The organism is Streptomyces ipomoeae 91-03 (assembly GCF_000317595.1).
Lineage (GTDB): Bacteria > Actinomycetota > Actinomycetes > Streptomycetales > Streptomycetaceae > Streptomyces > Streptomyces ipomoeae.
The window spans coordinates 1-22,058 of the sequence record NZ_AEJC01000529.1 but is presented as its reverse complement, the minus strand read 5'-3'; the positions used below and the strand labels follow the sequence as shown (position 1 = coordinate 22,058).

19 protein-coding genes and 1 riboswitch are annotated in these 22,058 nt (G+C 69.9%); of the genes, 1 reads left to right on the top strand and 18 read right to left on the bottom strand.

What is annotated here, in order from left to right:
- Positions 1-150: 150 nt before the first annotated feature.
- From STRIP9103_RS34340 to STRIP9103_RS34325, 4 genes are all read right to left on the bottom strand, one after another.
- Entirely contained in the window at positions 151-936 is a 786-nt protein-coding gene (locus tag STRIP9103_RS34340) for an SGNH/GDSL hydrolase family protein (protein ID WP_009329155.1), read from the bottom strand.
- 224 nt (positions 937-1,160) lie between these two features.
- Complete coding sequence (locus STRIP9103_RS34335; RefSeq protein ID WP_009329160.1) at positions 1,161-1,895, bottom strand: DUF6250 domain-containing protein; 735 nt, start codon at positions 1,893-1,895, stop codon at positions 1,161-1,163.
- A 311-nt stretch (positions 1,896-2,206) separates the two neighbouring features.
- The gene (locus STRIP9103_RS34330; protein WP_009329184.1) at positions 2,207-3,235 is read right to left on the bottom strand and encodes a M23 family metallopeptidase; all 1,029 of its coding nucleotides are present in this window, start codon (positions 3,233-3,235) and stop codon (positions 2,207-2,209) included.
- Between the two features lie 5 nt (positions 3,236-3,240).
- A riboswitch (cyclic di-AMP (ydaO/yuaA leader) is annotated at positions 3,241-3,399 on the bottom strand.
- A 301-nt stretch (positions 3,400-3,700) separates the two neighbouring features.
- Positions 3,701-5,773, bottom strand: coding sequence for an alpha-galactosidase (locus STRIP9103_RS34325; RefSeq protein WP_009329163.1), 2,073 nt, complete (start codon positions 5,771-5,773; stop codon positions 3,701-3,703).
- Positions 5,774-6,027: 254 nt separating this feature from the next.
- On the opposite strand from STRIP9103_RS34325, the gene STRIP9103_RS34320 reads away from it, so the two are divergent.
- Positions 6,028-6,825 carry a tyrosine-protein phosphatase gene (locus tag STRIP9103_RS34320; protein ID WP_009329165.1) on the top strand — a complete coding sequence of 266 codons (798 nt, stop codon included), beginning with the start codon at positions 6,028-6,030 and terminating at the stop codon, positions 6,823-6,825.
- Between the two features lie 21 nt (positions 6,826-6,846).
- Here the strand turns inward: STRIP9103_RS34320 and STRIP9103_RS47450 are convergent.
- The 14 genes from STRIP9103_RS47450 to hpnC all read right to left on the bottom strand — a co-directional run bounded on the left by STRIP9103_RS47450 (position 6,847) and on the right by hpnC (position 21,706).
- Positions 6,847-7,721 (bottom strand): IS5 family transposase gene (locus tag STRIP9103_RS47450; RefSeq protein WP_234022376.1). Its coding sequence is split into 2 segments (ribosomal slippage): positions 6,847-7,328 and positions 7,328-7,721, totalling 876 coding nucleotides; the frame shifts between segments, so codons are not numbered across the junction.
- A 57-nt stretch (positions 7,722-7,778) separates the two neighbouring features.
- Positions 7,779-7,901: a DUF6126 family protein gene (locus STRIP9103_RS34310; protein WP_009329167.1), complete on the bottom strand. Its 123-nt coding sequence runs from the start codon at positions 7,899-7,901 to the stop codon at positions 7,779-7,781.
- Complete coding sequence (locus tag STRIP9103_RS34305; RefSeq protein WP_009329187.1) at positions 7,898-8,530, bottom strand: helix-turn-helix domain-containing protein; 633 nt, start codon at positions 8,528-8,530, stop codon at positions 7,898-7,900. The genes STRIP9103_RS34310 and STRIP9103_RS34305 overlap by 4 nt, the downstream gene beginning before the upstream one ends.
- Positions 8,531-8,656: 126 nt before the next feature.
- On the bottom strand, positions 8,657-10,066 hold the full coding sequence (locus STRIP9103_RS34300) for an aspartate aminotransferase family protein (RefSeq protein ID WP_009329186.1): 1,410 nt from the start codon (positions 10,064-10,066) through the stop codon (positions 8,657-8,659).
- Entirely contained in the window at positions 10,067-12,106 is a 2,040-nt protein-coding gene (gene dxs / locus STRIP9103_RS34295) for a 1-deoxy-D-xylulose-5-phosphate synthase (protein WP_009329157.1), read from the bottom strand. It abuts the gene before it with no gap.
- A 39-nt stretch (positions 12,107-12,145) separates the two neighbouring features.
- The gene (gene ispG / locus STRIP9103_RS34290; protein WP_009329162.1) at positions 12,146-13,303 is read right to left on the bottom strand and encodes a flavodoxin-dependent (E)-4-hydroxy-3-methylbut-2-enyl-diphosphate synthase; all 1,158 of its coding nucleotides are present in this window, start codon (positions 13,301-13,303) and stop codon (positions 12,146-12,148) included.
- 4 nt (positions 13,304-13,307) lie between these two features.
- The gene (gene hpnH, locus STRIP9103_RS34285; RefSeq protein WP_009329154.1) at positions 13,308-14,339 is read right to left on the bottom strand and encodes an adenosyl-hopene transferase HpnH; all 1,032 of its coding nucleotides are present in this window, start codon (positions 14,337-14,339) and stop codon (positions 13,308-13,310) included.
- Positions 14,340-14,344: 5 nt separating this feature from the next.
- Positions 14,345-14,992: a phosphorylase family protein gene (locus STRIP9103_RS34280; RefSeq protein ID WP_009329182.1), complete on the bottom strand. Its 648-nt coding sequence runs from the start codon at positions 14,990-14,992 to the stop codon at positions 14,345-14,347.
- Positions 14,992-16,986: a squalene--hopene cyclase gene (gene shc / locus STRIP9103_RS34275; RefSeq protein WP_009329185.1), complete on the bottom strand. Its 1,995-nt coding sequence runs from the start codon at positions 16,984-16,986 to the stop codon at positions 14,992-14,994. The genes STRIP9103_RS34280 and shc overlap by 1 nt, the downstream gene beginning before the upstream one ends.
- A 173-nt stretch (positions 16,987-17,159) precedes the next feature.
- Positions 17,160-18,227: a polyprenyl synthetase family protein gene (locus STRIP9103_RS34270; RefSeq protein ID WP_009329166.1), complete on the bottom strand. Its 1,068-nt coding sequence runs from the start codon at positions 18,225-18,227 to the stop codon at positions 17,160-17,162.
- 59 nt (positions 18,228-18,286) lie between these two features.
- Positions 18,287-19,720: a hydroxysqualene dehydroxylase HpnE gene (hpnE, locus tag STRIP9103_RS34265; RefSeq protein ID WP_009329161.1), complete on the bottom strand. Its 1,434-nt coding sequence runs from the start codon at positions 19,718-19,720 to the stop codon at positions 18,287-18,289.
- Positions 19,717-19,857: a DUF6380 family protein gene (locus STRIP9103_RS53600; protein WP_220131583.1), complete on the bottom strand. Its 141-nt coding sequence runs from the start codon at positions 19,855-19,857 to the stop codon at positions 19,717-19,719. The genes hpnE and STRIP9103_RS53600 overlap by 4 nt, the downstream gene beginning before the upstream one ends.
- On the bottom strand, positions 19,857-20,807 hold the full coding sequence (gene hpnD / locus STRIP9103_RS34260) for a presqualene diphosphate synthase HpnD (RefSeq protein WP_009329159.1): 951 nt from the start codon (positions 20,805-20,807) through the stop codon (positions 19,857-19,859). The genes STRIP9103_RS53600 and hpnD overlap by 1 nt, the downstream gene beginning before the upstream one ends.
- Positions 20,804-21,706: a squalene synthase HpnC gene (gene hpnC / locus STRIP9103_RS34255; RefSeq protein ID WP_009329183.1), complete on the bottom strand. Its 903-nt coding sequence runs from the start codon at positions 21,704-21,706 to the stop codon at positions 20,804-20,806. Before hpnC ends, hpnD begins: the two co-directional genes overlap by 4 nt.
- Positions 21,707-22,058: the final 352 nt, after the last annotated feature.

Sequence of the window (22,058 nt, the reverse complement as noted above, 5' to 3'; positions counted from 1 at the left end):
ACGCACCCGCAGGCGCACCCGGCCCAACCGCCGGAGGCACCCCGCACCTGGCGACGGGCTGACGCACCGGCACGGCCCCGACCCCCCAACCCACCGAAGGCGCCCCGGCCAACCGCCGGAGGCACCCGGCCCAACCCCCGGAGGCACCCGTCAAGCCACCGACGCGATCCGCATCTTGATGTCATCCGGCGACAAATGCCCCTTCGCCGACACATGGTCCCCAGACGACTCCCCCCGCAACCGCCGCCCGATCCACGGCACCAGATACTCCCGAGCCCAGTGGATGTTGTCCCGCCGCACCTCGAACGTCCCGCGCGGCGGCAGCGGAGGCCAAGGCTGCTCAGGATCGGCCGGAACCTCGACACCGAGCACCTGTCCGGCCCGCAGGGCGACACGTGTATGCCCTTCGGGCGACAGGTGCAGCCGATCGTCGTCCCAGGCCCGCCGATCCCGCACGCTCCTGAGGGACCACAGATCCAGCACAGGACACCCGTACCGATCCGCGATGGCCCGCACATGCCCGTTGTACGTAGCGATCTTCCCCCGCAGATGCCGGAGCACGGGCACATCACGCGTATCGAACCCGGTGGTCACCATCACGGTGCCGACAGCCGACGTCAGCCGGGCGACCGCCCGCTCGAACCGCTCGGCGACCTCGTCGGGATCGGTACCCGGCCGAATGATGTCGTTGCCACCCGCACAGAACGAAACCAGATCCGGCGCGAGTTCCAGCGCACGCGGCACCTGGTCCTCGACGATCTGGTCGAGGAGTTTCCCGCGCACGGCGAGATTGGTGTAGTCGAAGTCGCCCTCGGGCACCCGGTCCGCGAGCAACACCGCGAACCTGTCGGCCCATCCGACGAACGCCCCATCGGGCCCGGGGTCGCCGACACCCTCGGTGAAGCTGTCCCCCACCGCCACGTACGACCCGATCACTGATCTGCTGTCATTCTTCGAATCGTCTGTCACGTCGCCCCATGATTCACCTTTGGATGTGACCTACGCGACCGTAATAAAGGGTTGACGGGCGGTGAGATATACCACGCGTCAAGTGTTGGTCAACCCGGAATACGGCCAGGTCGGGACACCACCCACAGCACCCCGCCCACACTTCCGCTCAGCCCCGACCACACCCCGGCCACCCGCCACCACACCCCCACTCAGCCCCGACCACCAAGCCGCCACACCCGGAACCCTTCGATCCGGAAGTGACTCCAAGTTGTCCGAAAGGCGAAGTGCCCACTTGTGTAAGGCTCGGGATCGGCGTAGTCGAAAACCAGCCGCCCGTTGTTCCACCACCGCACGACGGAACCGTCGGACACGATCCGCACCCGATGGGGCGCGTTGGCGACGAGCAGCGGCTCGCTGTAGTCGTAGACCAGCGGTCGAACCCCCGCCTCCCCCACATAACGCCGAAGCCGCGTAGTCGTGTTCGTATTGGCGCCGTACCCGACGTAATAGGTCTTGAGATGGTCGTACTCGTCGAGCGCACCGCCACGCGGCGTGGCGAACAGATCCTCGGGCGACCGCACGTCGACGGCGTTCCAGAAGTTGTTGAGGTCCGAGACCCGGTCGTTCACACCCCCCGCGGAGACGGGGGTGGCCGTGTACTCGATGACGTACGGCCCTTCGAGCCTCCGCTTGAACCAGACCGTCGCCCCGGCAGGCACATCGACCTCCAGAACCCCCCGCTCGGCGGTGACCGTCCCCCCGTCCTGCAGTTCGACGACCCACTGCCCGAGCCCACGCCGAAAGTCGTCCGCAGCGATCAACCGCCCCCGACGCCGACCGCGTGGCGATCCCACACCTCCACCGGCGTACGCGATCCCGCCCGACCCCGACGCGGCGAGGGCGGCACCGGCGGCAAGCGCTCCAAAGGCCCTACGCGTGGTCATGACGCTCCTCCTGTACGTGACGAGTCATTCGAGCTGCCGTGCCGTCCATGCGTCCTGCCGTGCCGTCCATGCGTCGAGTGGGGCCGGCCGGGCCGGCCCGCATGCGACCTCCGAGGGCATCATGCCCAGCACGCAGAAAGCGCTTACCCAAAACCCACGAGATCACTCTGTCCCCACACGCGCACGACTGTCGATACCTCAACCGGCCACGTCGGACAGCTCACACCCACCGAGCCATCAGACACACCGAAGGCCGGACCCCAGGGATCGAGGGTCCGGCCTTCGGAGTTTGCCGCCCGGCGGGCGAAGCGTCAGACGCTGACGCCCTTCGACCGCAGGTACGCCAGCGGGTCGATGTCCGAGCCATAGTTCGGCGTCGTACGGATCTCGAAGTGCAGGTGCGGCCCGGTGACGTTGCCGGTCGCGCCGGAGAGGCCGATCTGGTCGCCGGCGTTCACGGACTGGCCCGCGGAGACGGAGATCGAGGAGAGGTGGGCGTACTGGGCGTAGTAGCCGTCGGCGAGCTGGATGACGACCTGGTTGCCGTAGGCGCCGCCCCAGCCGGCCGAGACAACGGTGCCCGCGCCGACGGCCGTGAGGCTGGTGCCGGTCGGGGCCACGAAGTCGACGCCGGTGTGGTAGCCGCTGGACCACATGCTGCCGGCGGTCTTGTAGGCGGTGCCGATCGTGGCGCCCTGGATGGGCAGGGTGAAGCCGGAGCCGCTGGACTCGGCGGCCTGGTCGGCCGTGGAGGTCGACTCCGTGGCCTCCTCGACCGAGGACTGGGAGCCCGTCGACTCGGACACCTCGGAAACTTCGGAAACCTTGGAGGAGTCGGTCGACTCGGCGGGCGCGGACGACTGCGACAAGCGGGCCTTCGTCGACGACTGCGACGTCTCGCTCGTCGCGGCCGTGCCGCCGATGGTGAGCTTGAGGCCCGGGTGGATGAGCGACGGGTCGGAGCCGATCGCGGAGCGGTTGTCGGCGTAGAGCCGCTTCCAGCCACCGTCGACGTGCTGCTCTCGCGCGATCCTCGCGAGGTAGTCGCCCACCTTGACCGTGTAGGTCTTCGTCGCCGCCTTCTTGGTGGCGGCGGTCTTCTCCGCCCGCGCGGCCTGTTCGGCCTGTTCCAGTCGCGCGCTCTGCTCGGCGACGGCCTTGTCGGCGGCCGAGGCCGCCTTCTCGGAAACGCCGGAAACGGCGGCCGTGGGAGTCGCGGCATGGGCGCCGGCGGCTCCCATCAAGGGCAGTGCCAGCGCGGCGCCACCGGTTCCGGCGGCGGCGATCGAACGGGTGAAACGCTGGGACTTCGGGCGGCGGTGCTTACCCTTGGCGGGCATGGGCGAATTCCTCTCCGGCGCCTGCGAGGTGAGCTGTCGGGTGCGGACTGGAGATGCCCGGCCGTGCTTGCGCACGGCTTTACCCCTAGCCGTTCCGGAGACCGGAACAGGCGGTACTACCTGTGGGTCCCCCGCTCCTGCCGTGGACGGGTCGGTTTGCGGCTCCGGTCGGCGGCAGGATTGGGCGTCCGTCCGGATCGAGGCCGAACGTAAGCGACTTGTGCCCGCAGAGACAACCATTGGGTTTTCCTGTGCGTCTTCCTACCTGATCCTTTCTCGAAATCACGATTACGCTCCGTAAAAATACGGTCCTTATCGATTTCCAACCGCCCTGGAAACACGCCCGAATTACGTGGACATGACGGCAACAGACGGTCACGGATATGACGCTGCTCACGCGCCTACGAGTCAGTAGGTTTTATTCCAGGGCCTGTTGGAATTAAGGCTTCATTTCGGACATATCGCTCAAATGCGACGCAAGCGGATAACCGTGGCGTCGAAGTCACCGCGCAGTCCGGTCCGCAGCCCGTGGTGCAAGAGCACCGCACCTCGGTGCGCTTCGCCCGTTTCGCGGTATTCATACGTTCCTGCCGGGTCGAGGCCGCGCAGCCGGAGCGGGGCGAGCGGTTCGCCGTAGTGCTGGGCCTGGAGCCAGGCGAGGACGACGACCTCGTCGCCGTGGACGTACTGCACGGCGCTCAGCCCGCCCTCCGGCGTCCGCAGCCGGTAGAGGTCACCGCGCTGCACGACCGGCCGGATCCCCTTGTACAGCTCGACCCAGTCCCGCGCCTCGGCCAGCTCCTCCTCGCTCCACTGGGTGAGGTCGCCACCTACCCCGAGGACGCCTGCCATGGCGCTGACGAAACGGAACCGCAGCGAGCTGACCCGGCCGTTGAGCTGGTTGTTCGGGCTGTCGGTGACCCAGGCGGCCATCACCCTTGCCGGATGGATCTGACTGAACCCGTGCTGGATGGCGAGCCGGTCGAGCGGGTCGGTGTTGTCGGAGGTCCACACCTGGTCCGTCCGCGACATCACCCCGAGGTCGATCCGGCCGCCCCCGCCCGAGCACGACTCGAAGGCGACACCCGGGTGCGCGGCCCGCAGCCGGTCCAGCAGGGCGTAGAAGGCGTGGACGTGCTCGACCCAGAGCTTCTGCGGGTACGGCTCACCGGGCCAGCCGGCGTCCGTGAAGCAGCGGTTGAAGTCCCACTTGACGTAGTCGACGGGCGTGCTGGAGAGGAGCCCGTTCAACTGCTCCCAGAGGTACTCCTGGACGTCCTCCCGGGCCAGATTGAGCATGAGCTGGTTGCGCAGCTCCGTCCGCTTTCGTCCCGGTTGGAACTGGACCCAGTCCGGATGCGCCCGGTACAGCTCGCTGTCCGGGTTGACCATCTCCGGCTCGACCCAGATGCCGAACTGCATGCCGAGGGCGTGCACATAGTCGGCGAGCGGCTTCAGCCCCTTGGGGAAGCGGTCCGGGTTGGGCGTCCAGTCGCCGAGCCCGGCCCGGTCGCTGGTCCGCGCCCCGAACCAGCCGTCGTCGACCACGAACAGCTCGACCCCCATGGCCGCCGCCCGCCGCGCGAGCGCGCCCTGCTGCTCCTCGGAGATGTCGAACTCGGTGGCCTCCCAGGAGTTGAAGAGCACCGGCCGGTCCTGGTCCGCGTCCGGGATGACGTACGCCCGCTGGTACGCGTGCCAGGCACGGCTCGCTCCGCCGAAGCCGCCGTCGCTCCACAGGCCCGCGAAGACGGGCGTGGTGAACGTCTCGCCCGTCGCCAGCCGCAGCAGGCCCGACTCGTCGTATCCGGCCCCGCCGGTGATCTGCACGCGTGCGTCCGGGAGTTGGGCCACGGCGATCCGCCAGGACCCCGACCAGCCGAGCGCGCAGCCGTAGACCTCGCCGCGCTCCTCGGTGGCGTCGGTGTCGAGGGCGACCCAGGGCAGATGCTGGTGCCCGGTGTGCCCGCGTCGGCTGCCGATGACCTTCTCGCCGTAGGTGAGCTCCCCGCGCACCAGCCGGGACTCGGCCGCCCAGCGCCCGTGCAGCTGGGAGAGCCGCCAGCCCTCCTCGCGCAGCGGCAGCGTCCAGGTCGCCGAGTCGGCCCGCAGCAGCTCCGCGGCCGGCCCCTCGTTGACGAGGGTCACCCAGCGCTCCACGACGTCGTCACGCATCCGGTAGTGCAGGGTGATCCGGAGGCCGTCGTCGATGAAGCGCAGCCGCAGCTCGTCACCGTCCGCCTCGTACTCCTGGAAGGCCCACTCGGTGCCGCGCCGCTCGTCGGTGCGCACGGACAGGGCGGGCCGGGTGAAGCGGGGGCCGCCCTCGACCGGGTACTCCTCGTGTCCGTCGACCGGGGCCTCGAACGGCCAGTACGGCAGCTGCTGCCGGGCGGCCAGCTCCTCGGCGTCGGCGAGGGCGATCCGGGGGCCCCAGTGCAGATGCAGCAGCTCGTCAGCTTCGGTGAGCCGCAGGGCATAACTGCTCCTGGGCCCGGTAAGAAGCCAGGTCCGGCCGTCTGCGCCGATTTCCACCATCAAGCCCTCACAAAGTCGAACAGGTACGGTCGAGCTCCAACATCATCGCAGGCCGCCGGAGGGCGTCGGCTCGCCTGTGGACAAGTGTCGGCGGGCGCATGACAGGGCGGTGCACAACGGTCGAGGGGCGCACGGCGGCGCCTGTGGACAACTCATTTCCGTACCCACCCGTGTCGTATGGTCGAGTGCGCGCCTCGATGTCGAGTGCGCGTCCGTCGACGAGCGGCGCCGACGGCCGGATGGGAGGAGCCCCAGTGACGCAGCAGGTCCCGTCGACCGAGCCCGAGCTGACCGGAGTGCGCAACTTCCGTGATGTGGGCGGTCTGCCGACCGTGGACGGTCGCCGGGTGCGCCACGGAGTGCTGTTCCGCAGCGGCCACCTCGCGCACGCGACCGACGAGGACGCCGCGTTCCTGGCCTCCCTCGGCCTGCACACGATCTTCGACTTCCGCAACGCCGCCGACCAGAAGCTGGAGGGCCCGGACGTCGAGCTGCCCGGCGTACGGAATGTGAACCTGCCGCTCTCCGACCCGGCGGACGGCGCCGAGTTCTGGAAGATGGTCCGCGACGGTGACCTGGACCAGCTGCGCGCGCTGCTGGACGACGGCAAGGCGGCCGGCCGGATGATCGCCTCCTACCGCATGATCATCAAGAACCGCACCGCCGAGCACTCCCGCGTGCTGCACGCGCTCGCCGAGGACAGCGTGCCCGCGCTGATGCACTGTGCGGCGGGCAAGGACCGGGCGGGCCTCTCCATAGCGGTCACCCTCCTCGCCCTCGGCGTCGAGCGCGAGGCCATCCTCACCGATTATCTGGAGTCCAACGCCAAGCACCGCCGCTACAAGGTCCACCGCAGCAGCACCTCCCCGAGCGCCTACTCCCCCGAGGTCATGGAACTCCTGAGCCCCCTTTTCGACGCCCGCGCCGAATACCTCCAGGCGGCCTTCGACACGGTCGAGGGGACCTGGGGCGACGTCGACACCTATCTGGCCCAGGGCCTGAACGTGACCCCGGAGACCCTGGAGCGGCTGCGCGAACGCCTGCTCGACTAGGGTCTGTTGCGAAAGTGCTGGTCACAGCCACTCGTTGATGGCTGCGACCAGCACGGTCGCTTCGTAGCGGACGGCGAGTTTGTCGTAACGAGTGGCGACGGCCCGGTGGCGCTTGAGGCGATTGATCCCGCATTCGACCGCATGCCGCTGCTTGTAGTCGCCCTTGTCGAACTTCGGCGGACGCCCGCCGCGCGAGCCGCGCTTGAGCCGGTTGCGGACACGGTCCGCCGGGACCGGAATGGTGGCCTTGATCCCGCGTCTGCGCAGGTAGGAACGGTTGCGGCGGGAGTCGTACGCCTTGTCGGCCCGCACCCGGTCCGGGCGCTTGCGCGGCCTGCCCAGTCCAAGCCTGGGGACTCGGATCGCTTCCAGAACCGGCTCGAACTGCGGGGAGTCACCCCTGTGACCAGCCGTGATCACCACCGACAGCGGCTTCTGCCCCTGCTCGACGGCGAGGTGGATTTTGCTGGTCAGACCGCCCCGGGAGCGTCCGAGGCCGTGGTCGGCCGGCTCGACGAAGACGCCGCCGGGCGGCTCCTTCTGGAGGTCCCCCTTTTCGCCGCCCCGGCGGCGTGCTGGTGGGCCCGGCAGACGGTCGAGTCGACGTTCACCTCCCAGGTGATCAGGCCCTTGGCGTCCGCTTCTGCCTGCAGCTGAGTGAGGATCCTCGCCCAGGTGCCGTCCCGCTGCCAGCGCCGGAACAGGTCGTAAACCCGGTCCCACGGCCCATAGCGTTCCGGCACGTCGCGCCAAGGAGCACCGGTCCGGGTCCGCCACCGTATGCCGTCTATGAGCTGCCGCCGTGTCCACACCTGCGGACGACCCGGCTTGATGCCCCGCGGCAGCAGCGGCTCAAGCCGGGCCCACTGGCCGTTCGTAAGATCACCACGTCCCACGAGAGGTAATCATCAACGAACAAGATCCACTTTCGCAACAGACCTAGGCCGACTCGGCTACTGCTTCGCACCCAGCTCGAACAGCAGATAGATGAAGGCCGCGAAGACGTGTCCGACCGCGATGTAGATGAGCAGCCGCACCCAAAGGGCGCGGGGGAACTTCTCTTCCATGTCGGTCATGGCGTCTCTCCGGGGGTGGTCGGCCCGAGGCACAGGGCGGTGGTCGGGCTCTGCAGCAGGGTGTGGACGAACAGGAGATCGGCACCGTCCTGGTCGGCGGCGGCGATGCGGTGCGGGGTCAGCGAGTCGAAGTGCGCGCTGTCCCCGGGCGCGAGCAGATGCGCGGTGTCCCCGAGACGCAGTCGCAGCCGCCCCTTGAGGACGTACAGCCACTCCTCACCGGGGTGGACGCGCACGATGTCGCCCTGCGAGCCGTACGGCACATGCACCCGCAGCGCCTGCATCCCGCGCCCGGGCGCGCCCGCCTGCCAGTACGTCCAGCCACCGGCCCCGGTCGGCTCCGCGTCGTCGGCCCGGAGCACGGCATCCCGCTCGGCTACGGTCTCGCCGAGCAGTTCGGAGACGGTCGTACCGTAGATGCGGGCCAGCGCGAGCAGCATCGGCAGCGACGGCTGACGCTGCCCGGTCTCCAGTCGGGACAGATGCGCGGGCGACAGCCCGGCGGCCCGCGCCGCGACCTCCAGCGTGAGGGAGGCCCGGCGGCGCAGGGCGCGCAGTTGCGGGGCGACGACGGGCAGCTCGACGTCCGCCGCCGGCTCAGGAGGGTGCGTACCCTCGGAAGGGCTCATGCCTTCCATTCAGCCGGAGCTTTGCCTGTGCGGCAAATTTCTTGCCTCTGAGGCAAAGCGCCTACCAAACGTTTGGCAGACACCCTGGCGCAGGCTGCCAACCGACGGCCCCGTCCCCAGTCCGCTCTACCGGTTGGCCACCGCCTGCTTCATCAGCGTCTTGCCGAAGTCCCACATCAGCCCGCCCCCGCTGTGCGCGTCGTCCATCACCTCCGTGAAGGCCGCCACGAACCGGTCCACCTCCCGTTCTCCGACGATCAGCGGCGGGATCAGCTTGATGACCTCCAGATGGTCGCCGGAGACCTGGGTGAGAATGCGGTGCCGTTGCAGCAGCGGTACGACGACCATCTGCGCGAACAGGCCCTTGCGCGCCGCCTGGAGCATCGTCCAACGGCTGCGCAGCTTCAGCGCCTTGGGCCTGCCGAACTCGATGCCGATCATCAGCCCCCGGCCGCGTACGTCGCTGAGCAGCTCGTACTTGTCGACCAGCGCCGCGAGCCGGGTCTTCAGCAGCTCCCCCGTGGCCCGGGCGCCCGCCACGATCTCCTCGTTCTGCATGACGGAGAGGACGGCGAGGCCGGCCGCCATGGCCTGGGCGTTGGAGCCGAAGCTCGCCGAGTGGACGAGGACGCGGTCCATCGACGAGTAGACCTTCTTGAAGATCCACTCCTTGCCGAGGGTCGCGCCGACGGGCACGTACCCGCCGGAGAGCGCCTTGGCCACGCACACCAGGTCCGGCTCCACGCCGTCCTCGTGCTGGTAGGCGTAGAAGTCCCCGGTCCGTCCCAGCCCGGTCTGCACCTCGTCCACGATCAGCAGCGCCTTGTGCCTGCGCAGCAGCTCCTGTGCGGCGAGCAGATATCCGGGCGGCGCCTCGTGCACTCCCTTGCCCTGGATGGGCTCGACGATCAGCGCGGCCACGTCGCCCTTCTTCAACTCCCGCGCCAGGGCGTCGAGATCGCCGAGCGGTACGGCCGTGTCGGGCAGCAGCGGTGCGAAGCCGGCCCGGAAACCGTCCTCGCCGTTCACGGACAGTGAGCCGGTGGTGAGCCCGTGGAAGGCGTGGTCGCAGTACAGGACGCGCGGTCTGCCGGTGGCGTACCGGGCGAACTTCAGCGCGGTCTCGACGGCTTCCGTACCGCTGTTGCCGAAGAACACCCGGTCCAGATGCGGGCTGTGGGTGAGCAGCCGCTCGGCGAGCAGCCCCGGCAGCGGCTGGCAGTCGAAGCGGGTCAGGTCGGCGAGCCGCGCGTCGAGGACGTCGTGCAGCGCCTTGCGGACCACGGGGTGGTGGCGGCCGAGCGCCATCACCCCGAACCCGGCGAGCATGTCCAGGTAGTCGTTGCCGTCGGCGTCCCAGAAGTACGCGCCCTCGGCCCGCTCGTAGACCTTGTCGAAGCCGATGGTGTGCAGCATGCGCGGGAGTTGGTGGTTGAGGTGCCGGGCGTGCAGTTCGTAGCGCTCGGCGCCGCGTTCGGCCAGCAGCTTGCCCAGGTCGAACTCCTCGACCCCGGCGGCGGGTTCCGCGGTGGTCATCTACGGTTTCTCCTCGGACGGCTCGGCCTCGGACAGGTCCCCCTTCACCGACCCGGCCCCGGACGGCTCCCCTTGCGCCCCCTTCACCCTCTTCGACAACCCGACCGCCGCAGGCTCCCCCTTCACCGACCCGGCCCCGGACGGCTCTCCCTTCGGCAGCTCGCCCTTGACGGCCAGACACGCGCTGATCCGTCCGGCGATCTCGGCCGGCGTCAGGCCGATCTCCGCCAGCACCTCACTCCGCTTGGCGTGCGCGAGGAACTGCTCGGGGATACCGAACCGCCGTACGGGTACGTCGACCTCGGCGTCCCCCAGCGCCAGGGCGACCGCCGAACCGACCCCTGCCGCCCGGCTGTTGTCCTCGACGACGGCCACCAGCCGGTGTTCGTCGGCGAGCCACGGCAGCGCCGGACCGACCGGCTTGACCCAGCGCGGGTCCACGACGGTGCAGCCGATGCCGCGCGCCTGAAGCAACTCGGCGGCCCGCAGACACACCGGCGCCATGACACCGACGGCGACGAACAGCACCTGGGCGCCGTCCGCGTCCGGGGAGCGGTACAGCACGTCCATGCCGCCGACCCGCTCCAGCGAGGCAATCTCCGGCCCCACCGACTCCTTCGGGAACCGGATCAGCGTCGGTGCGTCGTCCACCGCGACCGCCTCCCGCAGCTGGGCCCGCAGCTGTTCGGCGTCGCGCGGCGCGGCGATCCGCAGCCCCGGCACGACCTGGAGGATGGACATGTCCCACATGCCGTTGTGCGACGGCCCGTCGACTCCCGTCACACCCGCCCGGTCCAGTACGAAGGTCACCCCGCACCGGTGCAGGGCGACATCCATCAGCAGCTGGTCGAAGGCCCGGTTGAGGAAGGTCGCGTACACGGCCACCACCGGATGCAGCCCGCCCGTGGCGAGCCCGGCCGCCGACACCGCCGCGTGCTGCTCGGCGATGCCGACGTCCCACACCCGGTCCGGGAACTTCTCCGCGAACTTGCCCAGCCCGACGGGGTGCAGCATGGCCGCCGTGATGGCCACGACGTCCTCGCGTTCGTCGGCGATCCGTACGATCTCGTCGCCGAAGACGGAGGTCCAGGACGGTCCGCCGGAGGGTGTGAGCGGCTCGCAGGTGAGCGGGTCCATCACACCGACCGTGTGGAAGTGGTCCTCCTCGTGGGCGAGGGCGGGCTCGTATCCCCGGCCCTTCTCGGTGAGGCAGTGGACGAGGACCGGCCCGTGGAAGCGTTTGGCGCGGCGCAGCGCCGACTCGACCGCCTTGATGTCGTGGCCGTCGATCGGCCCGACGTACTTCAGGCCCAGGTCCTCGAACATGCCCTGCGGTGCGAACGCGTCCTTGAAGCCCTTCTTCGCCCCGTGCAGTGCCTCGTAGACCTGGTTGCCGACGACCGGGGTGCGCAGCAGGACGTCCTTGCCCCAGGCCAGGAACTGCTCGTAGCCGTCGGTGGTCCGCAGGGTCGCGAGATGGTTCGCGAGGCCGCCTATGGTCGGGGAGTACGAGCGCTCGTTGTCGTTGACGACGATGATCAGCGGCCGGTCCTTGGCGGCCGCGATGTTGTTCAGCGCCTCCCAGGCCATGCCGCTGGTGAGGGCGCCGTCCCCGATGACGGCGACGACGTGGCTGTTCTCCCCCTGCACCCGGCGGGCCTTGGCGAGGCCGTCCGCCCAGCCGAGGGCGGTGGAGGCGTGGCTGTTCTCGACGATGTCGTGCTCGGACTCCTCGCGCGAGGGATAACCGGACAGGCCGCCCTTGCCGCGCAGTTTGGAGAAGTCCTGACGACCTGTCAGGATCTTGTGGACGTAACTCTGGTGGCCGGTGTCCCAGACGATGGCGTCGACGGGGGATTCGAAGACCCGGTGGAGTGCGATGGAGAGTTCCACCACCCCCAGATTGGGCCCCAGGTGACCTCCGGTCCTGGCGACCGCGTGCACCAGGAACTCCCGGATCTCTTCGGCCAGTTCACCGAGTTCCGCCTCGGTCAGCGCCTTCAGGTCGCGCGGTTGCCGGATGTTCTCCAGAATCGTCACGTCGGGCCCCTCTCGATCCGTGCTTTTCAGCCCGTGTTGTCAGCTCACGGTGACCGCCGGCTCCCCCGACGCGACGCCGTCCCGCTCCATCTGTTCGGCGATCTTCATCGCCTCGTCGATGAGGGTCTCCACGATCTTCGACTCGGGCACGGTCCTGACGACCTCGCCCTTGACGAAGATCTGCCCCTTGCCGTTGCCGGAGGCGACCCCCAGGTCCGCCTCCCGCGCCTCTCCGGGTCCGTTGACGACGCAGCCCATGACCGCGACGCGCAGCGGCACCTCCATGCCCTCCAGACCGGCGGTCACCTCGTCGGCCAGCCGGTACACATCGACCTGCGCCCGTCCGCACGACGGACACGACACGATCTCCAGCCGCCGCTGCCGCAGGTTCAGCGACTGAAGGATCTGGATGCCGACCTTGACCTCCTCGGCGGGCGGGGCGCTCAGCGAGACCCGGATGGTGTCGCCGATGCCCTCGCTGAGCAGCGCCCCGAAGGCGACCGCCGACTTGATCGTGCCCTGGAACGCCGGGCCGGCCTCGGTGACCCCCAGGTGCAGCGGGTAGTCGCACTGGGCGGCGAGTTGCCGGTACGCCTCGATCATCACGACCGGGTCGTTGTGCTTGACGGAGATCTTGATGTCCCGGAAGCCGTGCTCCTCGAAGAGCGACGCCTCCCACAGCGCCGACTCCACCAGCGCCTCCGGCGTGGCCTTGCCGTACTTCCGCAGCAGCCGCCTGTCGAGCGAGCCGGCGTTGACGCCGATCCGGATCGGGGTCCCGCGGTCCTTCGCGGCCCGCGCGATCTCCTTGACCTTGTCGTCGAACTGCTTGATGTTGCCGGGGTTCACCCGCACCGCCGCACAACCGGCCTCGATCGCCGCGAACACGTACTTGGGCTGGAAGTGGATGTCCGCGATCACCGGGATCTGCGACTTCTCGGCGATGGTGGCGAGGGCGTCCGCGTCGTCCTGCGTGGGGCAGGCGACCCGGACGATCTGGCAGCCGGAGGCGGTGAGTTCCGCGATCTGCTGCAAGGTGGCACCGATGTCCGACGTACGGGTCGTCGTCATCGACTGCACGGACACCGGAGCCCCGCCCCCGACGGCCACCGGGCCGACCTGGATCTGCCGCGAGGGACGGCGCGCCGCGACCGGGCGCACGGGCACTTGGGGCACGCCCAGGGATACGGCGGTCATGACATCACCCCTGCTTCCCGAGGTTCCCGGAGACCGTCTCGCGCATCGCGCGCAGCGACTCCTTCAGCGATCCCATGGTGGCGAGGACGGCGGTCGGCTCATAGCCACAGTGCGCCATACAGTTGGCACAGCGCGCGTCCTTGCCGCGGCCGTACGCGTCCCAGTCGGTCTCCTCGATCAGCTCCCGGTACGTCGTGACGTATCCGTCGCTCATCAGGTAGCAGGGCCGCTGCCAGCCGAACAGCGAGTAGTTGGGGATCGCCCACGCCGTGCACGGGAAGTCGACCCTGCCCTCCAGGAAGTCGAGGAACAGAGGCGAGTGGTTGAGGCGCCAGCGTCGCCGGTTGCCGCCCGCGAAGGCCTTCCTGAACAGTTCGCGGGTCTGCTCCACGCCGAGGAAGTGCTCCTGGTCGGGCGCCTTCTCGTAGGCGTAGGCGGGCGAGATCATCATCTCGTCGACCTTGAGGTCGTCGTTGAGGTAGTTGAGGACCTCGATGATGGTCTGCGGGGTGTCGGTGTTGAAGAAGGTCGAGTTGGTGGTGACCCGGAAGCCGCGCCTCTTGGCCTCCTTGATGGCCGCCACGGCCTCGTCGAACACCCCCTCCTTGGCCACCGACTCGTCGTGCCGCTCCCGCAGCCCGTCGATGTGCACGGCGAAGGCGAAGTACGGCGAGGGCTTGAACTTGTCCATCTTCTTGCGCAGCAGCAGCGCGTTGGTGCACAGGAAGACGTACTTCCGCCGGGCCACCAACTGCCGGACGATCTCGTCGATGTGAGGATGCATCAGGGGCTCACCGCCCGCGATCGACACCATCGGCGCACCCGACTCCAGCACGGCGCCCACGGCCTGCGCCACCGGCATGCGCTGCTTGAGCACCCCCGCCGGATGCTGGATCTTGCCGCAGCCCTCGCACTTCAGATTGCAGGCGTAGAGCGGTTCCAACTCGACGATCAGCGGAAACTTGTCCCTCTTGCGGAGCTTCTGTTCAGCGAGATAGGTCGCCACCTTGATGGACTGGCGGAGCGGCATGGCCATCTGGCTCACCTCCTGGGGAGCAGCAAGGAACGGTGCCATTCGTAGTAAGCCGGGATGACGGCACGAAGGACGCGGAAGGCTGATATTCCACCGCGTACCGTACCGATCCGGACCAGTTCATGTTCTGGGGCGTCCACGACCACCCGTACGGCCGCAACGGGGCGTGCGCCCGATCTCACGGCGCTGTGCAGCGTGACCGCCGACTCCATGTCGACCGCGATCGCACCGGTCGCGAACAGGTCCGACCGTTCCTGACCGCGTACCACGTGATCGGATCCGGTGAGCGGGCCGGTGTGGATCGTGCGTCCGGGCACGGCCCGCACCAGCTCTTTGACCAAACGTTTGGTAGCCACGCAGGGCGTCACCACCCCTCGCAGCACCCAGGTCTCCTCGGCGACCACCAGATCACCGGGATGCATCCCGGGGGCGAGCCCGGCGCAGAACCCGGTGGCGAGGACGGCCGCGTCGGCGAAGGCGGGGTCGGCGAGCCGCCCGGTGATGGCCCGCTCGGCGGCCTTGGGCCCCATGCCGGTGCGCAGGATGGTGACCGGGCCCCGGGCAGAGCCCCGGTCGCCGCCGCGCAGGGCGAGCCGCTCGATGCCGAGCGCGCAGGCGATCAGCAGCGGGGCCGGGGTGGTGGGGGCCACGTCCATCAGCTGCCTGTGGCTTTCAGGACGGCCGGTTCACCGTTGACGTACCGGCCGAGCGCGGTGAGTGGGAACACCTGCCGGTAGAGGTGGTAGTTGATGGAGAAGTCCCAGGGGAAGCCGGTGCCGGTGAAGTACGGCTCGTCCCAGCTGCCGTCCTCCCCCTGGGTCTGGGCCAGCCACTCGATGCCGCGCTCGGTGGCCTTGGCGTCCCGCTCCCCCGCCGCGAGCAGCGCGAGGAGCGCCCACGCGGTCTGGGAGGCGGTGGAGGCGCCCTTGCCGCCCCACTCGGCGGCGTCCCGGTAGGAGCGCAGGTCCTCGCCCCAGCCGCCGTCGTCGTTCTGCACGGTCTCCAGCCAGGCCACGGCCCGGCGGATCGCGGGGTGCGAGGCGGGCAGTCCGGCGGCGACGAGGGCCGGGACCACCGAGCCGGTACCGTAGACGTAGTTGACGCCCCAGCGGCCGAACCACGAGCCGTTCGGTTCCTGTTCGGCGAGCAGCCACTCGATGCCGCGCCGGGTGCGCGGATCATGGGCCAGGCCCTCGACGGCGAGCATCTCCACCACATGGGCGGTGACGTCCGCGCTCGGCGGGTCGATGACCTCGCCGAAGTCGCAGAACGGCAGCCGGTTGGGGAACGGGCTGGTGTTGTCGACGTCGAAGGCGCCCCACGCCCCGTTCCTCGACTGCATGCCGAGGCTCCAGCGCGTCCCGCGCCGAACGGCCTTCTCGACGCGCTCCGGATCGGGGTGCTTCACCCGGCGCAGGGCGAGCACGACCTCGGCGGTGTCGTCGATGTCGGGGTAGTTGTCGTTGTGGAACTCGAACGCCCAGCCGCCCGGCGGAAGTTGGGGTCGCCTGATGGACCAGTCGCCGGGGCGGACGATCTCCTCGCCGAGCATCCAGTCGGCGGCCTTCACCAGTTGGGGATGGTCGGCGGGCAGCCCCGCGTCGGCGAGGGCGATGGTGGCGAGGCAGGTGTCCCACACCGGTGACTGGCAGGCCTCGATCATCCGGGCGCCGTCCTCGCGCCACACGGCGAACCGGTCGAGGGACTCCAACCCGGCCCGCATCACGGGGTGTCCGAGGTCGTAGCCGAGCAGATACAGCGCGATGATCGAGTACACGGCCGGTGGCTGGATGCCGCCCCAGCAGCCGTCGTTCTCCTGCCGTTCGATGATCCAGCGGGCGGCGCTGTTCATGGCCGCCTTGCGCAGCCGCTTCAGAGCCACCTTGTGGTAGCCGTGCAGCACCTTGTCGAGCCGCTGGAAGGCGCCCTCCCAACTGCCGAGCGGATCAAGGGACTTGGGCGGGTTCGGTCGGCCGGGGTCGGTGTGCAGCTCGTCCAGCGGGAACGGCGCGGGGCGCACCGGGCGCTTCGCCGAGACGATCGTCAGCGGCACGATGGTCTGCCGGGCCCAGCATCCGAAGTCGTAGATGTTCAGCGGCATCCACTTCGGGAAGTGGATCAGCTCCGGTGGCATCTCCGGCAGGTCGTCCCACTTCCACCAGCCGAACAGCGCCAGCCAGATCCGGGTGAAGACCCGGGAGGCGGCGATGCCGCCGCGCTGCCTGATCCACGCGGACGCCCTCGCCATGTGCGGCTCGTCCGGGTCGTCCCCGGCCAGCCGCAGCGCGACGTACGCCTCGATGGTGGTGGAGAGTTCGGGTGGACCGCCGTGGAAGGTGGCCCAGGTGCCGTCCGCGCGCTGCTCGCCTCTGATGTGGAGGGCGGCGGCCTGTGTGGTCTTCTCGTCGCGGATGCCGAGGAACTGACGGAGCAGCAGGTCCTCGGCGTCCATGGTGACGTTGGTCTCCAGGTCGCCCTTCCACCAGCCCTGGGCGTCCTGCCGTGCGAGCAGGAAGTCGGTGGCACGCCTCATCGCGTGTGCGGCGGCGTCCTGGAGCCCTGCCGCCGCCGGGGTGTCGTGGTCGGTGTCGCTGGCCGAGGCAGCGCGGGGCGGGGGTGCCCCGGTGCTTCCGTCGGTCGTCGCTGTCATGGCTTCCCCTTCGTGCAGTGGACGGATCTCTCTGCGGTGGGTCAGCCGTCGGCCGGTGTGCGTCCGGCAAGGGTGTTCCCCTGCTCCGGCGACGCCGCAGCCCGGGGGCGCACCGGCCGGCGACTACGCGAGGCCTATTCGACCGATGACGATTCCGAGTCGGTCGATGGCGATCATCTCTTCCGTACGACGACGAAGTCGGCGAGCGCCGCGAACTGGTCCCGCACGTACTCGGGCATCCGGATCGAGTCCAGTGCCCCGATGGCGATGGCGTGCTGGCGGCGCGCCTCCTCCGCGGTCCACTCCCGGCCGCCCGCCTGCTCGATGAGAGCGGCGCGGGCGGCGAACTCCTCCTCGGAGAAGCTCTCGAAGTCGCTGCTCTTGGCGTCGGCGGCGAGGATCTCGCCGAGCTGCTCGGAGGCCTGGCCGCCGGCCGCGAGCGCGGCCACCACCGGCAGGGACTTCTTGCGCTGCCGCAGATCGCTCCAGGTCTGCTTGCCAGTGGCTTCCGGGTCGCCCCAGATGCCCAGCAGGTCGTCGACGGCCTGGAAGGCGAGGCCGAGGTGGTAGCCGTACTTCTCCAGGGTGTCGGCCGTGCGGTCGTCCGCCCCGCCGAGGACGGCGCCGATGGAAGAGGCACAGGCGAGCAGGGCGCCGGTCTTGTTGCCCTCCATCTCCAGGCACTCCTCGACGGTGACCCGCTCGCGGTGCTCGTAGGAGATGTCCTGGGCCTGGCCGTCGATGAGGGCGCGCGTCGCCGTGGTGACGCGGCGGGTGGCGCGGGCCGCCTCCGCGGTGCCGAGTTCGAGGAGGATCTCGTTGGCGAGGACCATCAGCGCGTCGCCGACGAGGATGGCCTGGGCGGGGCCGTACGACTTCCAGACCGTGTCACGGTGGCGGCGCTGTTCGTCGCCGTCCATCAGGTCGTCGTGCAGCAGCGAGAAGTTGTGCACCAGCTCCACCGCGACCGCGCCGGGGACACCGACCTCGGGGGCGGCGCCGGTGACCTCGGCGGACATCACGGCGAGCGCGGGGCGCACCGCCTTGCCGCCGTCGCTGTCCGCCGGGTTGCCGTGGGCGTCGATCCAGCCGAAGTGGTAGGCCGCGACGGTGTTCATGGGGGGCGCAAGCCGTTCGATGGCCGCCCGCAGCACGGGGGTGGCCAGGGTCCGCCCGCGCTCCAGGAGCGCGGTCACGTCCACCGCGTCGGCTGCCGTCGCGGCCGGGGGCACAGTGGGCACAGTCTCTCCTCTTGTTGCGGTACCGAGAGTGCGGTAACCGGTCCTGTGCGCTTCCAGCGTCACGCTGCCTCCTCATGCTCATGGGCGAAGAGGTGGTCCCGGGGCCGGCCCAGGGTGGCGAGGGCGGCGTCGGCCGCACTCACTCCGCTGCGGACCGCACTCTCCATGGTCGCGGGCCACCCGGTGGCGGTCCACGCTCCGGCCAGATACAGGCCGGGTGCCTTGGTGCGGGCGCCGGGCCTGAGCCGTCCGACGCCGGGGGTGGGAGCGAAGGTCGCGGTGCGCTCCCGGGTCACGAAGAAGTCCTTCACCGCAGCGCCGCGCACGCCGGGCAACAGCCGCTCCAGCTCGGGCAGATAGCGTGCGCGCAGCGCGGCGACGGGCGCGTCGATCTCGTCCTGTGCGGCCGACTGCGACAGCGCCAGATACTGGCCCTCCCGCAGCCCCGACGCCCCGGTCCGGTCGAAGACCCACTGCACCGGGGAGCCCAGCGCCGCGAAGAACGGCCGTTTGAGCACCTTCCGGTCGTAGACGACATGCACATTGAGGATCGGCGCGGTGCCGATCCGAAGCAGCCGCTCCGGTGCGTCCAGCGCGCCGGCGGGCAGCAGGTCGTGGGTCTCGCGCTGCGGTACGGCGAGGACGACCGCGTCGGCGTCGAGGCTCTCGCCGGGCACCTGGACCGTCCAACGTCCGTCTCCACAGGGGGAGACTGAGGTGACGCGGGTACGGAGTCCGGTACGGACGCCCGCCGAGTCGAGCGCCTTGCGGGCCAGCCGGTCGTGCAGTTCGCCCAGCGGGACATGGGCCCAGCCGATGTCTGCGGCGCCCGGGTCGGACAGCAAGCCCGTCTTGAACACCATCGCGGCGAGCCCGAGCGAGGCGTCCTCGGCGACCGCGTTGAGGGTGGCGACCCCCACGAGGTCCCACAGCGCCTCCACGGCACGCGCCGACTGACCGTGTTCGGCCAGCCAGCCGCCGAAGTCCCGCTCGTCCAGCGCCGGATCGTCGAGGTCGAGTGCTTTGAGCGCCAGTGCGGCACGCCCCACCTTGGCGCGCTCGATGAGCGAGAGATGGGTGTACGTGGCCAGGCTGCGCCCCAGATGCAGGGGTACGGGCAGTGCGTCGCGCCGGAGCCTGCCGAGCCGTCTGCCGGGCCTGCCCTCGGCGTCGAGCACCGGCACGTCGAGACGGTTCTGCAGGGGTGCGAGCGCGGCACCGTCGATACGGTCGAGGAACCAGCGGTAGGCGGTGCAGCAGCGCAGATACACATGCTGGCCGTTGTCGACGGTCAGCTCGCCGCGCCGGAAGGAGAAGGCGAGCCCGCCGAGCCGTGGCCGCCCTTCCAGCAGGGTGACCTGGACACCGGCGTCGGCCAGGGCGAGCGCGGCGGTGATTCCGGCCAGTCCCCCGCCGACCACCACGGCCGTGCGCCGGGGACGGCCCGTCCGGTCCGCGTCCGGCGGTTGCTCGGACTGTGCGCCGTCGGTCATCGTGTCACCTCCCCTGCCGGTCCGCCGGGGCGATGGATCGGCCCGTGGCAGGCCGTCGCAGTCAGGGACGCCGTCGTACCACGGAGGGTTGCGTACCGCTTTCCCCCGATGGGTTCGCCTTGGGTCGGATTGTCCATCAGACACGCCTCCTGACCGTATGGCGCGACACATGCCGGGCGTCGAGCCCGGACAGACCGCGTACGGCGACGTAGGCCTTCTCGCGTCCGGGCAGCGAGACCCGGCCGCGCAGCACGGCCTCGGGTTCACGCTCGATGCGGTCGAGCAGCCGGCGGTAGATGCCGGCCATGGCGGCGACACAGGCGCCGCTGCGCCGGTCGAGCATGGGCAGCAGCCGGTAACCCTCGGCGAAGAGGGCACGGGCCCGGCGCACCTCGAAGTGCACCAGACCCGCGAAGTCGGAGTCGGCCGGCGGGAGCGGCCCGGCGAAGCCGCCCGAGCAGCCGAACTTCGCCAGGTCGTCGGTCGGCAGATAGGTGCGTCCGCCTTGGGCGTCCTCGCGAATGTCCCTGAGGATGTTGGTGAGTTGGAGCGCGAGCCCGAGGGTGTCGGCGTACTCCGGCGCGCGTTCCGCGCCGCGCACCCCCGGTTCCGTGCCGAAGACGCCGAGCGAGAGGCGTCCGATGGCGCCGGCGACGCAGCGGCAGTAGACCTTGAGGTCGTCCCAGGTCTCGTAGGTCTCGCCGTGTACGTCCTTCAGGACGCCGTCGATGAGTTCGTCGAGGGCGTCGAGCGGGATCGGGAAGGCCGCTCCGGCGTGGGCGAGGGCCACCGCGACGGGGTCCGTGTCGTCCTCGTCGACGGAGCCGTCCCGGATCCGGGCGAGCAGCGCCCTGGTCTCCTCCAGCCGGCCCGCCTTGACCTCGACCGCGAGCGCGCCGTCGCCGATGTCGTCGACGCGCCGGGAGAACGCGTACAGGGCGGACATCGCGCGGCGTTTGGGCGTCGGCAGAAGCCTGATGCCGTAGGCGAAGTTGCGGGCCTGCCGTCCGGTGACGGCCTCGCAGTAGCTGTAGGCGGCGAGTACCGGTGCGGACGCGTGTGGTTCCGACTCCACGGTCCGGATCACCCCTCTCCTCGCAGGGTCGCGCCCACCTCGCGCAGCAGCCGGAGCTTGCCGGGCTCGGGAGGGCCGGACAGTACGTCGAACTCGGCGGCGGCGATCGCGTGGAGGGCCGCCCTTCCTCCCGCCACGAACCCCGCGAGGAGCAGTCTCAGCCTGCCGTGGACGCTACCCACGAGCGGGGTGCCCTCATTCAGGAGATTCCGGGCGCGTTCGGCCTCGTATGCGACCAGTGCGCGCACCGATGCGCCTGCTGTGGGCGCGGCGAGATCCGCCTCCTGGACGTGAAAGCGCTTCATGTCCGCGACGGGCAGATAGACACGGCCGCGACCGAGGTCCTCGGCGATGTCCTGGAGGTGCTCGACGATCTGCAGCGCCGTGCAGATAGCGTCGGAGTGGCGGATCCGCTCGGGGGTGGTGGTGCCGGTGACGGCGAGGACCAGGTGGCCGACGGGGTTGGCGGACAGCGCGCAGTAGGCGAGCAGGTCGTCGTAGGTCTCGTACCGCTCGACCTGTTGGTCCTGGCGGTTCGCGGCGATCAGGGCGAGGAACGGCTCGGGGGTGAGGGCGTGGCGGCGGACGGTGGACTGGAGGCGGCGCAGCAGCGGGTGGTTCGGGGTGGCGTCGAAGACCTCGCGGAGGTCGGCCTCGAAGGCGTCGAGGAGGAGGAGCCGGTCGTCGGCGTCCTGCGGGGAGACACCGAGGAGGCGGGCGTCGGCGCCGCCGGGGGCGAGGTCGCCGTCGCCGATGTCGTCGACGAGGCGGGCGAAGCCGTAGATCGCCATCAGGTCGTCGCGCCAGACCCTGGGCAGGAAGAACGGCGCGACGGGAAAGTTCTCGACCGCGGCCTTGTCGAGGGTGTCGCGCTCCGGGTCGCCGGTGCGCGCCGTCCCGGTTCCGATCACCGCTCGTCACCCGGCGCGGGGACGGCGGAAGCGTCGTTGAGCTGGGGAGTTTCCATAGCCATGGCCGTCACATCTCCCGTTCTACACTGCCGACCCAATACGCACTATTTCGGACACGCCGCCCAGAGGTCCGCGCGTGGGGCTGTTGCCGGGTGTCGCGCATTATGGACCCACTTGCCGTGATTCGGCACCGGTACAGCTTACGTTGCACAACGCACCCTGCTCCGATGGGGTGTCCCGCACATCACAAGAACACACCGATTGCCCCAAGATTCCTACAGGGAACGGAAGTTGGTGTTTCCTTGCGGTTCCTTGCACTTTCTTTTGCAGACGCCGGGCCCCGCCGGATCAG